Origin of the sequence: Quyinboa ferrireducens (genome assembly GCF_042436675.1) — a bacterium.
Classification (GTDB): domain Bacteria; phylum Bacteroidota; class Bacteroidia; order Bacteroidales; family UBA5342; genus JBHJHP01.
The window spans coordinates 125,557-142,883 of the sequence record NZ_JBHMVA010000013.1 but is presented as its reverse complement, the minus strand read 5'-3'; the positions used below and the strand labels follow the sequence as shown (position 1 = coordinate 142,883).

The 17,327-nt window shown below is 38.6% G+C and carries 12 protein-coding genes and 1 tRNA gene; 6 read left to right on the top strand and 7 right to left on the bottom strand.

All coding sequences use genetic code 11. The features are described 5' to 3' along the window. The 4 genes from ACE01N_RS16610 to ACE01N_RS16595 form a co-directional block, all read right to left on the bottom strand. Positions 1-2,619, bottom strand: coding sequence for a hypothetical protein (locus tag ACE01N_RS16610; protein WP_380591478.1), 2,619 nt, complete (start codon positions 2,617-2,619; stop codon positions 1-3). 567 nt (positions 2,620-3,186) lie between these two features. Then, the gene (locus tag ACE01N_RS16605) at positions 3,187-3,942 is read right to left on the bottom strand and encodes a succinate dehydrogenase/fumarate reductase iron-sulfur subunit (protein WP_375728590.1); all 756 of its coding nucleotides are present in this window, start codon (positions 3,940-3,942) and stop codon (positions 3,187-3,189) included. Positions 3,943-3,958: 16 nt separating this feature from the next. Beyond that, positions 3,959-5,902, bottom strand: a complete 1,944-nt coding sequence (locus ACE01N_RS16600) for a fumarate reductase/succinate dehydrogenase flavoprotein subunit (RefSeq protein ID WP_380591476.1) — start codon at positions 5,900-5,902, stop codon at positions 3,959-3,961. Between the two features lie 21 nt (positions 5,903-5,923). Beyond that, positions 5,924-6,634 (bottom strand): succinate dehydrogenase cytochrome b subunit, encoded by a 711-nt coding sequence (locus ACE01N_RS16595; protein WP_375728592.1) that lies wholly within the window; start codon positions 6,632-6,634, stop codon positions 5,924-5,926. 318 nt (positions 6,635-6,952) lie between these two features. Here ACE01N_RS16595 and ACE01N_RS16590 point away from each other — a divergent pair, with 318 nt between their 5' ends. Continuing rightward, the gene (locus tag ACE01N_RS16590; protein ID WP_380591473.1) at positions 6,953-8,446 is read left to right on the top strand and encodes a sensor histidine kinase; all 1,494 of its coding nucleotides are present in this window, start codon (positions 6,953-6,955) and stop codon (positions 8,444-8,446) included. On the opposite strand, the gene ACE01N_RS16585 is transcribed toward ACE01N_RS16590, so the two are convergent. Both ACE01N_RS16585 and ACE01N_RS16580 read right to left on the bottom strand, forming a co-directional pair. Then, on the bottom strand, positions 8,443-9,042 hold the full coding sequence (locus tag ACE01N_RS16585; protein WP_380591471.1) for an acyl carrier protein phosphodiesterase: 600 nt from the start codon (positions 9,040-9,042) through the stop codon (positions 8,443-8,445). The two genes, ACE01N_RS16590 and ACE01N_RS16585, sit on opposite strands and share 4 nt — an antisense overlap. A gap of 155 nt (positions 9,043-9,197) precedes the next feature. Further along, entirely contained in the window at positions 9,198-9,518 is a 321-nt protein-coding gene (locus ACE01N_RS16580) for an RNA recognition motif domain-containing protein (protein WP_375728595.1), read from the bottom strand. Positions 9,519-9,928: 410 nt separating this feature from the next. Between ACE01N_RS16580 and ACE01N_RS16575 the strand changes: the two genes are divergently transcribed. From ACE01N_RS16575 to ACE01N_RS16555, 5 genes are all read left to right on the top strand, one after another. Further along, positions 9,929-10,013 (top strand) — tRNA-Ser (locus ACE01N_RS16575). Positions 10,014-10,437: 424 nt separating this feature from the next. Then, a complete protein-coding gene (locus tag ACE01N_RS16570) occupies positions 10,438-11,127 on the top strand; it encodes a PKD domain-containing protein (protein WP_380591469.1) in 690 nt (229 codons plus the stop codon). 161 nt (positions 11,128-11,288) lie between these two features. Beyond that, entirely contained in the window at positions 11,289-12,374 is a 1,086-nt protein-coding gene (locus ACE01N_RS16565; protein WP_380591467.1) for a glycoside hydrolase family 53 protein, read from the top strand. Positions 12,375-12,482: 108 nt separating this feature from the next. After that, positions 12,483-13,535 (top strand): hypothetical protein, encoded by a 1,053-nt coding sequence (locus ACE01N_RS16560; RefSeq protein WP_380591465.1) that lies wholly within the window; start codon positions 12,483-12,485, stop codon positions 13,533-13,535. Next, a complete protein-coding gene (locus tag ACE01N_RS16555; protein WP_380591463.1) occupies positions 13,532-16,186 on the top strand; it encodes a cytochrome ubiquinol oxidase subunit I in 2,655 nt (884 codons plus the stop codon). The genes ACE01N_RS16560 and ACE01N_RS16555 overlap by 4 nt, the downstream gene beginning before the upstream one ends. Positions 16,187-16,310: 124 nt before the next feature. Here ACE01N_RS16555 and mgrA read toward each other — a convergent pair whose 3' ends face one another. Next, a complete protein-coding gene (gene mgrA / locus ACE01N_RS16550) occupies positions 16,311-17,327 on the bottom strand; it encodes an L-glyceraldehyde 3-phosphate reductase (protein WP_380591461.1) in 1,017 nt (338 codons plus the stop codon).

Below are 17,327 nucleotides of genomic sequence, written 5' to 3'. Positions count from 1 at the left end.
TTAATTTTCATTTGTTTCAAATCTCAATACGTTATCAATTTGATGAATTACAGCAGTTGCAGAAGTATAAATCTGTGATGTTGAAAAGGCTGCTCCTGAAGCACCGGTACCATCAACCTCTTTTAATGTCTGCGGATCTGCATTAAAAATATAATCTCTTGCCAGTAAGTTATATAAACCCGGTTGCGTTATAACCGATGCACTAACTGTTCCTCTGGCAGCTTCACTTTCTGTTGTTAAATTCAAATATGATCCGTCACCCACAACACCAATTTTATAATATTTATTTTTATAGGTATTGTACAGGGAGTATCCACCATTCTGTTTAATGGTAGATGACTGATAAACTTCATCCACAGATTTTCCACCAATGAACACGGAATTATCCTGGAAGTGATATCTTAGAAAACGTTCCAGTTTAACCATTGCCTCATTTCTATCTACTGTTCCATCAATAGAATTTATTCCCTTTATTGTATCCCCGGGAGCTACGACGTAATCATCCCATGGCTGTATAATGCTATCCTGAATTGCTTTAGCAATAGCATCATTTGTTGGCACATAAATGGTATAATTAAAAGTATTCAAGAATTTTACAGTGAAGTCGATACCGAAATAATTGGTTCTTTTTACAAAAAAGACAGAGTTTGAAGATTCAGGAAAACCAGAAAGCAATTCAAAAAAAGCGCTGAACTCAGGCTTTTCACTTAGTGTTTTGTACACTGAATTGGTAGGTGTTTGAATTGGTTTGTCTATAAAATAGGTATAACCATTTTCCACTTCAAAATTGTCTACAATATGTACTTCATCATTCCTTTCAATATCACCACCTCCCTGAACAATCATATTCATTCCGGAGCCGGCTCCTTCAACTTTTATCACATTACCCCCTTTTGTCAGGTAATATCCATCAGCATCTTCAACACCGTTTACTACGATGTTAGTATTTAACATGTCTAACAGTCTGTTAGAGATGAAATCCGGATCCTCAATTGATGCAATGGAGTCACCTACAGTATTGGTAGTAGCATCATACGCATATACTGTGGCTAAAACAGTTTGTTCCTCTTCGTCATACCGGAACTGCAGTGCTCCTTTTTTATCTTTTGCAAAAGCAACAGGGTCAATGTAATTTTTAAGATATTCATCTGTAGGTACAAAAAAACTGTACCGGCTGATCAAAGAATTGAGATATAACCTAAAGTCGTTCTGGCGGATTGCCCAGTTGAAAACTTTTGTTTTCTCGCTGAATAAAACCGGTGCATAAACCGAAATATAATCATCTGGCGGATAAACATTATTCATTATATAAACTACACCGTTAACGCCCACATATGTATCTACAATATCATCTTTTCCGGCATATATAATCGAGTTTTCAGTATCCGTCATCTTATCAAAACGGCTTGGTGTTGAAGCCAGTAAGGAAGTCCTAAGATGTCTTTGAAGAAATAATACAGTTATATCATCCGGAACATTAGTCCAGCTCCCAAAACGATCCCTTAGGATTTTACCTGCGCCTACATTAAAGTAGTGATCCATTGCATCATTAGTCGGTGCAAAGATTGCTCCCATGTCGGCCTGCAATGATGTTCCGTTAATCATATCCGTATAGCTGTTCCATCCCGGATTGTAAGGCAGCAACAGATCCGTGTTAATAAGCCTCCCATTTGGATATCTAACTCTTCCTCCGTTTACAGAGAAGTATTCCTTTGCATAAATGGAATCGATATGAATGTTGTTCTGTTCGTTATAATCAATATTATTAAAACGATCTGTGTTCTCACCGTCGAAATAAGGCGCTGAAAACCTTTCCAGCAAAGATGAGAACTCCGAAGTCCGGGAGTCCTTCATCAGATATTCAGCCATATTTACAGGAGGAATGAGCACATCCTCAAGTACATTTATATATCCATTCTTACAGGTAATATCACGCTCAATAACTTTTTTATCAAAAATATATGCATCATTGGTCTGACGTTCCTTACCGGTAATCAAATAAAAATCTTCATTTGTAATAGCTGCATAACTTAGCTGCTTTTCAAGGAAATGAACCAGAGGAGATGCAGTATTGTCTTTAAACAGGTGTATTCCACGCGCTTTATAAGGCTCCCATTGCTTAGTATCCGGCAGTTCATCTCCTTTATCAAAGTAAACGGTATCTACGGCAGTTAAAGCAGTCTCTCTTCTGATTGCCTGCCCCTTATTAAGTTCTCCATTATAATAATTTGATAACGTTTCAATAAGGTAGGCATTATTAATCATGCTGAAATTAAGAATAAGCTTTTTTTGCGTATGGCTTAAATCGGCATAGCTGGCAACGCCCCACTCGTTATTCTGATAGAAACGAGCAAAAGCATCATCATCAGCAACGAACAACGTTTTACTCCCGGTTTTTCTCAAAACCTCTGTATACCCCACATCCTCGATAATTCTCACATAATTCGTGTAATTACCATTCTCTTTTAAATAATCATAGATACTTGCTCCAAGCCAATCCGGTTCCTTATTATCATATATGTATGGATCCTTGCACGACATGAAACCCAAAGATCCGGATACTAATACAGATATTAATATCAGGTACCGAAAAAGATGATTCTTAAAATTTCTTTTCATCGTATAATAAAATTTTAATTTAAGCCCCAATTTAAAATCTCGGAAAAACCGCATAAAACACATGCGACAGAAGAGTAAATTTGGGTTTTTTCATATTTTTCAATTAGTGTTGTGTTAAAAAGTTGCAATTTATTTTGTCAAATTCAATGAGTGTAAATAAAACACTAAAATTGGCAACGGACAAATATAGAACTAAATTAGTTCTTATGCAACACAAGATACAAAGTATTATAATTTGTTAAAAATGTTAATAAACATATAGGAAATCGCCGTTTTCAGGCTTGCAATTTGGGTTTTTGAAATATTTTTTAACTTTTCTCCTCATTCTATCCCTCCTGTTATCAATCTATTTTTAAAAAAATATACACTCTTTGCAGAAAAAGTATTATTAATTTTCACTCCAATAACGTTCCAGTTTTAAATAAAATTGTCTGAATAAAACACGAATTATGTTAAAATTCAAATTCCTTTTAATACATGCTGTTTGAAAGTTAAAATACAGACTATTTTAAAACAAAGAAGGTCGATCAAAAAATGATCGACCTTCTTAAAAAATATATGTATTTCTTAATCTCTGAACTTTGCTTTAAGGAATTCCCTGTTTAAACGGGCAATGTTTGAAATTGAAATATTTTTTGGACATTCCACCTCACAAGCACCGGTATTTGTACAATTTCCAAATCCAAGTTCATCCATTTTAGCCACCATAGCCTTAGCTCTTCTTTTAGCCTCAACCTTACCCTGTGGCAGTAAGGCAAACTGGCTGACTTTAGCGGACAGGAACAACATAGCTGAACCGTTTTTACAAGCTGCTACACACGCACCACATCCAATACATGAAGCGGAATCCATAGCCTCATCTGCATCAATTTTTGAAATGGGAATAGCATTCGCATCAGGCACACCACCAGTACTTACAGATACATAACCACCGGCTGCTATAATCTTATCAAATGCTGATCTGTCAACAACAAGATCTTTAATTACAGGAAATCCTGCTGAACGCCAGGGTTCAACCGTAATTGTTTCACCATCTTTAAATTTACGCATGTGCAACTGACAGGTTGTTACATCATCATCAGGTCCATGTGGACGGCCGTTGATATAGAGCGAGCACATCCCACATATTCCCTCACGACAGTCATGATCAAATGCAACGGGTTCTCCACCATCGTTTATGATTTGTTCATTCAATATATCCATCATTTCAAGGAATGAGCTGTCCGTTGAAATTCCGGTTAACTGAAATGTTTCAAATTTACCCTTGGTTTTGGCATTTTTCTGACGCCATACTTTCAGTGTTAAGTTAATTGTCTTCTCCATTACGTATCAACTTAAATTATTTGTAGTTTCTTGTTTTTACTTCCACTTCCTCATAAACCAGATCTTCTTTCAGCAATTCCGGTTCTTTATCATCTCCTTTATAATTCCAACAAGAAACATATTTATATTTATCATCCTGTCTTAAGGCTTCACCTTCTTCAGTCTGGTATTCCTCTCTGAAATGACCTCCACAAGACTCCTCTCTGTTCAAAGCATCGCGAGCCATAAGCTCCCCAATTTCTATGAAATCAGCTAAACGATTAGCCTTCTCAAGTTCAGTATTGAAGTCCTCAACATCACCAGGGATTCTGACGTTTGTCCAAAATTCCTTTTTAATTTCCTGAATATCTTTAATGGCTTCCTCAAGGCCATTCTTATTTCTGGCCATTCCAACAAAATCCCACATTACCAAACCAAGTTCCTTATGTATGGTATCAACTGATTTTTTACCTTTAATATTCATCAGTTTTTCAATACGCTCGTTGATGGATTTCTCGGCCTCTTCAAATTCAGGTAGATCCGTAGACATTCTTGGAACGTGAATTTCATCGGCCAGATAATTCTGAATGGTGAATGGTAAAACGAAATATCCGTCAGCCAGACCCTGCATCAATGCTGAAGCACCAAGACGGTTAGCACCGTGATCTGAGAAGTTTGCCTCACCAATTGAGAAAAGTCCCGGAATAGATGTCATTAATTCATAGTCAACCCAGATACCACCCATAGTATAGTGAATGGCAGGATATATCATCATCGGCGTTTCATATGGATTATCATCCACAATCTTTTCATACATCTGGAAAAGATTGCCATATCTTGCTTTAATTGTATCCTCACCTAATCGCTCAATGGCAGATTTAAAATCGAGATAAACTGCCAATCCGGTTGAACCAACACCATAACCGGCATCGCAACGTTCTTTTGCGGCCCTTGAAGCTACATCCCTGGGAACCAGATTACCAAATGCAGGATATCTTCTTTCCAGATAATAATCCCGATCTTCCTCATTTATATCAACCGGCTTCAGTTTTCCGGCACGTACAGCTTCTGCATCTTCCTTTTTCTTTGGAACCCAAATTCGTCCGTCGTTACGCAACGATTCAGACATCAGGGTCAGTTTACTTTGAAAATGTCCGTGAACAGGAATACAGGTTGGATGGATTTGCGCAAAACAAGGGTTTGCAAAATATGCACCCTTTTTATAACATATCCAGGCTGCAGAACCATTGGATCCCATCGCATTGGTTGAGAGGAAAAAAGTATTACCGTATCCTCCTGTTGCTATTACCACTGCATGAGCAAAATGACGTTCCAGCTTTCCTGTCGCAAGATTCCGGGTTATAATACCTCTTGCTTTACCATCAATAATTACAAGCTCCACCATTTCTGAACGGGTGTGCATTGTTACGGTTCCTGCATTTACCTGACGCATTAATGCAGAATAGGCCCCAAGCAAAAGCTGTTGTCCTGTCTGCCCTTTTGCGTAGAATGTACGGCTTACCTGAGCTCCACCAAATGATCGGTTATCCAGATAACCTCCATATTCACGTGCAAAAGGAACACCCTGCGCTACACACTGGTCAATAATGCTGTTACTTACTTCAGCAAGTCTGTAAACATTAGCCTCCCTGGCCCTGTAGTCACCACCTTTTACCGTATCATAAAACAACCGGTAAACAGAGTCTCCATCGTTTGGATAGTTTTTGGCAGCATTAATACCTCCCTGTGCAGCAATTGAGTGAGCACGTCTTGGTGAATCCTGAATGCAAAAGTTTTTAACCTGAAACCCCATCTCACCAAGTGAAGCCGCTGCAGAAGAGCCAGCCAGACCTGTGCCAACCACAATAACATCAAGCTTTCTTTTATTGGCAGGATTAACCAGCTTTTGATGTGCTTTATAATTACTCCATTTCTGAGCCAATGGCCCCTGTGGAATTTTTGAATCTATCTTTTTTGCCATAGCAACTAATTTTTCTGATTACTAAAAGAATAAGTATTGAACAACTGCAATTACACTAAACCCACCACCTATGATCCATGCTACCACAAGACTGATCACGCGTAATCTTTTCAGCCATAAAGTATTATTCCAACCGATAGTCTGGAAAGCAGACCAAAATCCGTGTGCCATATGAAAGGCCAGAGCAATTGATCCAATAACGTATACAATAACAACCCAAAGCTGGCTAAATGTAGCGTTTACCAACGAATATGCATTTTCACCGGTTGCTGTTAGTCCGAAGAAAGGAAACTCCACTTCTGCCGCATGCCACGGTAAATAGCCTTTCATTTTCAGGTAAAAGTCATACAAGTGAACCAGCAGGAAAGCAAATATTGCGATGCCCAACACCAGCATATTTTTTGATGCCCACTCTACTCCCTCTGTATTATTACCCGACTGGTACTTCTGGTTTCCACGAGCTCTCATGTTTTGGAATGAAATAATCAGAGAATAGATTATATGAACAGCAAACCCAAGCGCTAAAACAGGCTCAACAACCTTGATTAACGGATTTGTAGCCATAAAATGTGAAGCCGCATTAAACATCTGCCCTATTTCTGTTCCGAACGCCCAGTCCAGAATCAGAAACGAGTTCGCTGTTAAATGCACAATCAGAAACAAAATAAGAAAAAGACCTGATATACTCATCAGAAATTTTCTTCCGATTGAAGAACTAAAAACATTAGCCATACATATCAATTTTTAGAATTATTATCGTTTTTAATGAACAGATCGCAAAATTACATGAAACATAATTACTGGCAATATATTAATGAAATTTTTCCTTATTTAAAACGGATATAAAAAGAAATTCCAGTTTTTTGTCAAATGCCTACAAAAATAACAGATAGATTGTTTTTTGCCAGCTTTTTAACAAATAGATTTACGAAAAATGTTACATAACAAATATATGATGAAGGTTTTTCGTTTTAACTGATACGTGCCAAACTGAATATCAAACTAATGTCGATTAATTTTTTTAAATTTGATAAGCTAAAACTTTAATTTATGCCCGAAATTACCGACCATAACAACAATACTATTTCAAAATCCTTTTTTGAGGAAAACGGATTAGAAATTTTAATGGAGGAAAATGGGAAGGTACTTTTCGTTACAGAACAAATTGCTGAATACCTAGGCTATAGTTCTTCTGAAATCATCAACAGACCTTTTCTGGAATTTATACATCCAGCTCACAGAACAGAGATACAAAAGACCTACAGGCTGATAAGGCACGTAAAAAAACTTATTTTCAACAGCTACCAAATATGTCTTCAGCACAGAAACACCACAAAGGTATTTCTTGAGGCATCAGGAACGATTGCGTATCATAACAACAAAACATCCGGCATTATATGTCTGGAAAAGATAAACCAAACGCGCTGGGATCAGGCACATACCAACCAGAATGCGAAACGTTTAAGACTTGCTGAACAAGCTGCAAATTTTGGCATCTGGGAATGGAATATAAAAACAGGTGATATATATATTTCCGATCATGTAACAGAAATACTCCACATTGGGAAGCATAGTTTTGACGGAAAGTTTGACTCTTTTATGAAACTATTCGACACCGATGGAATTGATGAGTTAAAGTCAGAACTGGATAAATGTTTTAAAAGTGACCGGAAACTAAATCAAACGCTTCATATCACATCTCAGCCTGCCGGAAAGGGATGGGTTAAGTTTGTTGCCGACCTTGAGAGGGACTCTGAAGGTGAACCGTTTAAGATGTTCGGGATCATTGAGAACATTGATGATATTATAAAATACGAAACAAAACTGCTGAAAAAAAACAAGGAGCTGTCGACCATAAATGAAGAAAAAAATCGCTTTTTTTCAATTATTGCACATGACATCCGAACGCCGTTTACAGCAATTCTTGGTTTTTCGGAACTATTATATGATGAATATTTTGAACTGAACGATGAAACCAGAAGAAACTACATAAAAACAATTAAAAGATCTGGGGAACAAACGTATCAGTTTATAGAAAACCTTCTGATCTGGACCAGGTCGCAAATGAACAAAATTGTTTATAATCCTGTGAAAATAAAAGTCTGTGATCTTATTAAACTTATGGAAGATATTTTCAGACCGGTTTACGAAAAGAAAAAAATCCAATTTATATCCAGCTGCAAATCAGATATGTACATTTTTGCCGATGAGGATATGTTAAAGACATCTCTTAGAAACCTTATCTCAAACGCCATTAAATATACATTTCCGGGAGGGAAAGTTGAATTGAATTCAAATACTTCAGGCAACAAGATCAATATTAGTGTAAAAGATAATGGTGTGGGGATGGATGAAGAAAAGACTGCTCTGCTGTTTAGTTTAAACAAGGGTTTCAGCACGCCCGGAACAGAAAATGAGTCCGGAACCGGCCTTGGAATGATTATCTGCAAAGAGTTTGTCACCAAAAACAAAGGAAGCATAAAAGTTTCCAGCAAAAAAGGCAAAGGCAGCACCTTTACACTTACCTTCCCATCTGCTTCTTAACTGTCTTTGCCATCCAGTTCCTTCCTCTTTATCTCTACCCAGCGTTTCAGTTCAGGGAAAAAAGCATTAAAAGTTTCTGTAATAAATGTGTCATTCTCTCTTATGAACCGGATCAATTCATCTGTATGATCCGGAAGCGAAGTCCGGTTCGACATAATATCTAAAGAATTCCTTATTCCATCCAGTGACGCATACATTTGCAACCGGCGGGATTCTCGTATTCTGTCTAAAATAAAAGATACTCTTTCAGGCAAAACATCCCTGTTATCTGAAAGAATATTATACGTGTATTCCGAAAAGTTGTTTAAACCCAGTTCTGACCAGTTATTAAAGTCCCTTGCCAGAATATGATCAAACACAATATCAGATACTACACCGGCATATCTTTTATATATTGGCCTTAGTGCGGTAATAAGTTTCTTTGCTTCTCCGTGCTGATCGGTGTAATGATCAATTGCCCTGTGAATCAGAATACCATTCCTGATCTCCATGGGGTAATTCAAATAATTCCTCCCTTTCACAAAATCTCCCATAAAATTACCGGTCATTTCTTCCGGATTAGGATAAGACAGAAAAAGATGCGCTAAAAAATTCATGTGTAAATATAAGTAAACCAATTCAGACTTTCAGATTAGCCTAAAGCGTGTTGTTTTTCCCGAAAATTCGGAAATATGAATAAAGCAACAGATATGCTGAAAAGATTTCTTTTTTAACAGGCATAAAAAAAGCGGGCAGCGCCCGCTTAAATGTTTTAGTTTCTGTTGTATGGTCTGAAAGACCTTTTCTGGTCTCTTCTCTGACCACCACCTCTCCGATCATTTCTCTCTTCTCTTGGCTTAGCCTTTTTAACTACAATTTCGTTTCCGTTTAGAGTAGCTTCATTTAACTGGTCAATAGCTGTTGTTGCTTCATCATCATTAGCCATTTCTACAAAACCATAACATTTAGAATTTCCGGTTTCGCGGTCCATAACAACTTTAGCAGAGATTACTTCACCATACTCGCTAAAAACTTCATTTAAATCCTCTCCTGTTGTTTGAGGATTTAACTTTGCAATAAAAATATTCATCATAAAAAAAATAAAAAATAAAATAATTGAAAAAACTAATAGACAGGATAGTACGGGTTTTCATTCTGTATAAAAGAGGAAATCGGACTAAGAACTTCTATTAAATAACTGACACGAAGATACGGCATTTTTTTAACAAAAAACAAAAAAGTATATTATTAAAATAACATTATTAATCTACTGATAATCAATATTAAAAAACTTTTACGTCCGCATAACAAATCGATTACTTATTTATAAATAAGAATCACAGAAAAAAATTTAGAATTTTAGTTTTGCGCATACTGATTTTTCTTCTATTTTTGCACCGCTATTTAAGCGGGATAGTATAATTATTGTGATTAAGAAATAGCTAAGTTGGTGTTCCTGTAAAAATCAGGAACGATACTGAAACCTATTCTTATCAATTTTTTGGAGAGATGGCAGAGTGGTCGAATGCGGCGGTCTTGAAAACCGTTGTACCGCGAGGTACCGGGGGTTCGAATCCCTCTCTCTCCGCAAAACAAAAGCCCTGGCAAAATGCCTGGGCTTTTTTATTTTAGACTTCATCAAACTTGTTTGAGGGAAGGTTAAAATGAAAATGGATTTAAGGCTATGCCTTAAAGGCTTTTGTTTTGAATATCTCCCACTCCAGGGGATCACCGACTGAAGGAAGGTAATCCCATAACCATTTTATCAATACGAAGGTGGCCTTTTTTATTTCTCATTTCTTTCTTTCACCAGGCAACCATAAAGCAGGCTTCAAGCGCCTATGCTAAAGCTATGACGACAGTATACGGATACATCCGCTTTTATAACGATTCTTCATTTGTCTTTCGAGCTTCTCCGATTGGAGATCACCAACCAAAGGGGATAATCCTGATTGACTATATTCATAATTTTATTATATTCACTCCCTGTTTAAGATCTTAAACCCCTTGTTATGAAAAAAACTAAAATACTGCTTCCGTTATTAGCTTTCCTTTCACTGTTGAGTTGCGAAAAGAAGCAGGAACCTGCCGGAGATTTCACATATACGCTGTCTCAAAACTTTTCACCAGTTGAAGTCACCTTTATAGCTGATTATACTGACGCTGAGACCTATTCCTGGGATTTTGGCTATAATCAAACTATATCGGGGAAAACCGTCACAAAAACATTAACGGAAGGCATCCACACTGTTACGCTAACTGTTTCAGGTGCCGGTGGTGAAACAAAAAACACCAAAACAATCAACATTCCCGGCAAGGCAACAAAAATGAAGGTAACAAGCATAGATGTCAATAACTTTCCGGCAACAAATGCAGATGGAAAAACCTGGGATAATGATCCCGGATCAAATCCTGATATTTTTGTCATTGCAGGTACAGAAGGAGATTCAGAGTTTGCACAAAGCAGTAATTTTCATGATGATGCCATCAGCGGCAAAACTTACTCTTTTGACATTGAGTACACGTTTACCAAATTCGATAAAGGGTTCTTTGTGAATATATACGATATTGATGCTGCCAGTTATGAATTTGTAGGAGGATTAATAGGATCTATGGAATATCACAGAAATAATGGATATCCTGATTCTTTTGACATGGTATTGAACGAGTATAGTTTTACCGTACATGTAGTATGGGAATAAATTATATTCTTTTTTCATGTGCTTTTTAAACTCTGTTTATTATAAAACAAAGCGAAATGCTAAATTTAAATTGACGAATATTGAATTAGGAATTTATGTCTTGAATTAATCTCTGAAGATAAACAGTACTTTATGAAAAACCTTCTTATAATTTACATGCAATGAAAACTTCAAAATCTTTAATCAATATATTGTTAATAATAATCGCTTTTGCATCTTGTACATCTGAACCAAAACAACAAGCTGATGCGTTCATGTACGGAGGGGATTTCTCCATCCTGAAGAAAATGGAAGATCTTGGCGGTGTGTATAAATATAAGGGTAAGCCGGTAGATGCCCTTGCACTTTTTAAACAAAACGGTTACAACTATGGTCGTGTCAGGTTATTTCATACACCAAATATGGAAGGACCTGTTTGCAATTCACTGAACTACACCATTGCACTTTCAAAAAAGATTAAAGCATCAGGAATGAGATTATTACTGGATTTTCACTACTCCGACACATGGGCAGATCCGCAAAAACAATACAAACCAAAAGCCTGGGAAGGACTGCCATTTGATGTCCTGACGGACAGCGTTTATACGTACAGCAAAAAAGTTATTCTGGCTATGAAGGAAGCCGGAGTGTTGCCGGATATGGTTCAACCCGGAAACGAAATAACCTACGGTATGATCTGGCCGGATGGGAAAATCTATCAGGATTCTGCAGAAGACTGGGACAGTTTTTGCACCTTGTTAGCGGCGGGAATAAAAGGAATAAAAGATGCCAGCGGAGATACGAAAATTCCGATAATGATCCATATCGATCGCGGAGGCGATCAGGCCGAAACAAAATACTTTTTTGACAACCTTGAAGCGCACGGAATTGAATTTGACCTCATCGGACTAAGTTATTACCCATGGTGGCACGGCACTTTTCAAGACCTTGAGGAAAACCTCACGTGGTTATCGAATAATGACGAACACGATATAGTAATTGTTGAAACAGCATACTATGCCAACGGGCATTACCCGGAACCACAGGAATGGGTGATGGATGTTCAACCCTTCCCACCGACAGAACTAGGGCAGTATGATTTTCTTGTCACGCTGGATAGTATTGCGCAACTATATCCAAAGGTTAAGGGAATTTTTTACTGGAAACCGGATGGCCTGTACATTCCTGACTCTAAGGTCTGGTTCATTGGAAGAAGCCTTTTCGACAAAGATGGCAATGCATTAAAAGGCATTACAGCTTTCAAATAAGTACTTATCATACAGGATTCACATCTATCAGTCTCAAAATGAGATAAATTTGTTTGGTTCAGAAGTTTTATTTCACTAATTTTAATCCAATCAATTAGATCTCTCACTATGTTAAATGATGTTATCCCCACCCCGGATACCTTACCCGTACATTGGGTTTGGTTTCAGATTTTGTTAACGTTTACATTTGTACTTCATTTGTTACTGATGAACCTGGTTTTAGGAGGAAGTCTTCTGGCCATTGGCGATTTGGTACGAGGGAAGAGTATTGACAAGGAATCCCAACACATTCCTACATTGATTGCACTTACAATCAACTTAGGGGTACCTCCACTACTGTTTGTGCAGGTGCTGTTCGGAAACTTCTTTTATTCCAGTTCGGTCATGATGTCGGTTTACTGGATCATGATTATTCCGATTTTAATTCTGGCTTATTACGGTGCCTATATCTTTTCAAGAAGAATGGACACCAATTCTACCTTTGGAAAAGCAATGCTCATCTTGTCCACATTACTCATTCTGTATATCGGGTTCATGTTTGTCAACAACTCCACCTTTTCTATTCAACCGGACAAATGGAGTGCCTACAACGACAATTCGGGAGGAACCCTGCTGAACCTTCGTGATCCATCGTTCTGGCCGCGTTACCTGCATTTTATAACAGCTGCAGTAGCCATTGCCGGTTTAGGAAAAGCTGTCTGGATACGATTCTTTAAAAAAGCAGAGCAGGAAGAAAAACAAGAAGGCATAAAAAAGAATCTGAGAATATTCGGATTTGCCACCATGATACAGTTCATTTTTGGCATCTGGTTTTGGCTGGCATTGCCAAAAAATGTTACCATGGCATTCATGGGACAGAACATTGTTGCCACCATACTCATGATTTTGGTATTAATATCAGCATTACTTATCATCATTTTCGCCATGCGCGGGAAACTGATTCCTGCTTTAATTCAGGGATTGTTCCAGGTGATACTAATGGCAGTTGTCCGTGAGATTGCCCGCTATACTTACCTCGACGGAATTTTCAAACCATCACAACTTGAAAATGTACACCAAAGCACTCCGCTTATTGCATTTTTGCTTGTTTTTATTCTGGGCTTGTTCCTGTTATTCTATATGTACAAGCTTGCTGTTGAACCTAAAATCAAAAAATCATGAATTATCCAATTTGGTATCTCCCAAATATTGGCGGTGGTCTGCTCATCGCAATCATTGCAATATTACATGTAGTTGTAGCCCATCTTGCCGTTGGCGGCGGTTTATTCCTGGTAATGACTGAACGCAAAGCCATAAAATCAAATGATTCCGGTATGTTGCAATACGTTAAAAAACATACGTCTTTTTTCATGCTGCTGACCATGGTGTTTGGAGGTGTTTCCGGAGTCGGCATCTGGTTCATCATCTCATTGGTAAATCCGGGTGCTACATCGGCCCTGATCCATAATTTTGTGTTTGGCTGGGCTATAGAATGGGTATTTTTTATTGGGGAAATTGTGGCGCTGCTTATTTATCACTACCGGTTCGATAAAATGCATCCTAAAAACCATATGATCATCGGATGGCTTTATTTCATTTTTGCATGGTTAAGTTTATTTATCATCAATGGCATCCTCGGATTCATGCTAACACCCGGAAGATGGATTGAAACCGGAAGTTTCTGGCTTGGATTCTTCAATCCCAGCTTTTTACCAGGTTTGTTATTCAGAACAGCTATAGCGGTAACATTTGCCGGTGTCTTTGCATTGGTAACCGGATCATTTTTAAAAGACAAGGAGTTAAGAACCCGTGTATTCCGGTATAGTGCCAAATGGATGTACATTCCATTGGTAATTCTGGCATTAACCGGATTTTATTATTCAACCGTAATCAGTGAAGAATCATTCAGAAATCTGTTTCATGTTAATCCTGAAAGCCGCGTCTTCATCAGCCTTCTCATTTATGCTTCCATAGCTTTGTTCGGACTTGGCTTACTGACTATCGTAAAGATGAATAGTTTTCTTCAAAAGCTCCTGGCATTTGCATTGGTAATAATTAGTCTGGGCTGGATGTCCGGGTTTGAATACATGCGCGAAATAGCGCGAAAACCATACGTATTATATGACTATATGTATTCCAATGGCATTCATCCCGAAGATATTCCTGAAATAAATGAAACCGGTTTTTTAGCTTCTGCTAAATGGTCCAAAATAAAAGAAGTTACCAATGACAATAAGCTTCAGGCCGGTGCCGAAATTTTCCGTATTCAGTGCATGTCCTGTCATACCATTGATAATTATAATGGTATTAAATCCAGGACAAATCGCTTAACGGAACGCGGGCTTGTTGCACAATTAACAGGAATGGGAAAAGTGAACACATACATGCCTCCGTTTGTAGGAACCGAAAAGGAAAAAGATGCATTAGCTGCTTATATTTATGAGGATATCCAGGGCAAAACAACTTCAGTTTCTAAACCGTACATACCCACTCCACTCACAACAGAAGTACCTCCCTTTGACCCCAAAAAGGATGAATATGTATTGTTGGTATGGAATGACCTCGGCATGCACTGTATCTCTGATGATGAAAAATATTTTTCATTCCTTCCTCCCGCTAACACACTGAATGCACAACTTTTTAAACGTGGTGCTGTACCACAGGTTGTTACAGAAGGTGTTGAACTGCTGTACGAGGCAGAACCTATGCATGCGCATCCCGAGAAAACGCATCCTTCATTCTGGGAATACTCGAAAGAAATTTTCGGAGTGGATATTCCTTTAGGCAAAGGCTTAGCCGGAAAGACCGTTAAAGATACCATGGATGTTCATGGCAACCACTTTGCAGCAGATTTCATCCCGGTGGTTCCATACCGCGAGGATAATATCTACAGCCCTTACCCGATGTTCACCATACGGGCAATCGACAAAAATACCGGTGAATTACTGGTGACAACAAAAGCGGTTACGCCGACGTCCACAGAAATGGGATGTAAAAACTGCCATGGTGGCGATTTTGCATGGAACGGAATATCAGGTGTATCAAATGAAACATCACGAAATATTCTTGCTGCTCACGACAGACATAATGGAACAACCTTACTGGCTGACGCAGAAAACGGTCATCCAAAACTGTGTCAATCCTGCCACGCCGACCCGGCAGTGGGCGCAAAAGGACAGGATGGCATTCTAAATTTTTCGTCTGCCGTACACGGTTTCCATGCCAATTATTTAGCCAATATGGACAACACGTCGTGTAATATGTGCCACCCGTCAGCGACAACAGGAAACACAAACTGTTACCGGGGAAGGCATACCGAAACGGGCATAAATTGCACCAATTGCCACGGAAGGATTGAGGATCACGCCTTAAGTCTTTTGGCAGCACAGAAAAACATTAAGCAGGCAGAAGTTCTTGCTAAAAACCTGGAGCCATATTTTGCTGCTGACAAAGCCAGCATTAACCCTCGTACGCCCTGGTTAAACGAACCGGATTGTAAAGGTTGCCATACTAACTTCAATATTAACCAGGATGGTTATACCGGAACCGCCTTCAACAAGTGGGCTGCCAGCTTTAACGATCTGTATCGCAACCGCACGGACAATAATGGCGTGATGTGTATTTCCTGCCACGGCTCAACCCATGCAGTGTATGGGGCGCAAAATATTTATGAAAAACAACGGGACAATATGCAGCCCTTGCAGTATCAGGATATGGCGGGGACAATAGGCACCTATAATAATTGTGCAGTTTGTCATATAAAGACTATGGATGTAAATGGCCATCACCGGAATATGGTGAACAGAAAAGATAATGTAGCTATTGTTAAGTAATAATTCTGACAAATATGAGCGAGGGTTTCTCTTAAAGAGAAGCCCTCGTTTGTTGTTTATTAAATCTTCTTTTTATTTGTTTCAAATCCCTCGCTCCGCACCCCTGTTTCAAAGGTGGACGATTTTATAAATTCTTTGAATATTCGTTTTTATTATCCAAAACTGATTCTATCAGTTCCTGTTCATCCGCAGAAAAACTGAGGTTATTAAGTGCCGCTAGATTATCCTCCAACTGTCCAACAGAACTTGCTCCGATTAAAACAGAGGTGACTCTGTGATCTTTCAGTAACCAGGCTAAAGCCATCTGCGCAAGCGACTGATCCCGGCTGGTAGCCAGCTCATTTAATTTAATTACTTTTTTAATCCGTTCTTCCGTAATCCATTCCTTCTGCAAATGGCCGTAATTTTTTGATGCCCGCGATCCTTCCGGAATACCAGTAATATATTTATTGGTTAACAAACCTTCAGCCAGAGGAGAAAAGACGATACACCCAACACCGTGCGCTTCAACCGTATCCAGTAGATCTTCCTCTACCCATCGCACAAACATATTGTATTTAGCCTGATGCAACAGACAGGGTGTTTTATTCTCCTTTAAAATTTCAAAGGCCTTTGCGGCTTGTTCTGCCGGATAATTGGATATGGCAGCATACAATGCTTTGCCTGAACGAACAATATCTGTTAAAGCCTGCATAGTTTCTTCCAGTGGAGTTTCCGGATCGGGCCGATGATGGTAAAATACATCCACATAATCCAGCCCCATACGTTTCAGGCTCTGATCCAGACTTGCCATAAGGTATTTTCTCGAGCCCCAGTTTCCGTAAGGCCCGTCCCACATATCAAAACCGGCTTTAGATGAAATAAACAATTCATCCCGATGATGATGAAAATCTTCTTTTAAAATTCTTCCAAATGTTTCTTCCGCCGAACCGTATGGAGGACCGTAATTATTAGCCAGATCAAAATGCGTTATCCCTCTGTCAAAAGCTGTACGGATAATATCTTTTGCATTACTATAGTCATTCACCCCACCGAAATTATGCCATAACCCGAGCGAAACAGCCGGCAGCAACACACCACTTTTGCCACTTCGGTTATAAACCATATTCTCATACCTTGTTTTGTCAGGAGTATAATCCAT

Excerpts from the sequence above, each read along its gene's own strand:
- mgrA (WP_380591461.1), bottom strand. The coding sequence starts at position 17,327 with ATGGATTATACTCCTGACAAAACAAGGTATGAGAATATGGTTTATAAC.
- ACE01N_RS16560 (WP_380591465.1), top strand. The coding sequence starts at position 12,483 with ATGTTAAATGATGTTATCCCCACCCCGGATACCTTACCCGTACATTGG.
- ACE01N_RS16555 (WP_380591463.1), top strand. The coding sequence starts at position 13,532 with ATGAATTATCCAATTTGGTATCTCCCAAATATTGGCGGTGGTCTGCTC.
- ACE01N_RS16590 (WP_380591473.1), top strand. The coding sequence starts at position 6,953 with ATGCCCGAAATTACCGACCATAACAACAATACTATTTCAAAATCCTTT.
- ACE01N_RS16595 (WP_375728592.1), bottom strand. The coding sequence starts at position 6,634 with ATGGCTAATGTTTTTAGTTCTTCAATCGGAAGAAAATTTCTGATGAGT.
- ACE01N_RS16610 (WP_380591478.1), bottom strand. The coding sequence starts at position 2,619 with ATGAAAAGAAATTTTAAGAATCATCTTTTTCGGTACCTGATATTAATA.
- ACE01N_RS16565 (WP_380591467.1), top strand. The coding sequence starts at position 11,289 with ATGAAAACTTCAAAATCTTTAATCAATATATTGTTAATAATAATCGCT.
- ACE01N_RS16605 (WP_375728590.1), bottom strand. The coding sequence starts at position 3,942 with ATGGAGAAGACAATTAACTTAACACTGAAAGTATGGCGTCAGAAAAAT.
- ACE01N_RS16585 (WP_380591471.1), bottom strand. The coding sequence starts at position 9,042 with ATGAATTTTTTAGCGCATCTTTTTCTGTCTTATCCTAATCCGGAAGAA.
- ACE01N_RS16600 (WP_380591476.1), bottom strand. The coding sequence starts at position 5,902 with ATGGCAAAAAAGATAGATTCAAAAATTCCACAGGGGCCATTGGCTCAG.
- ACE01N_RS16570 (WP_380591469.1), top strand. The coding sequence starts at position 10,438 with ATGAAAAAAACTAAAATACTGCTTCCGTTATTAGCTTTCCTTTCACTG.
- ACE01N_RS16580 (WP_375728595.1), bottom strand. The coding sequence starts at position 9,518 with ATGATGAATATTTTTATTGCAAAGTTAAATCCTCAAACAACAGGAGAG.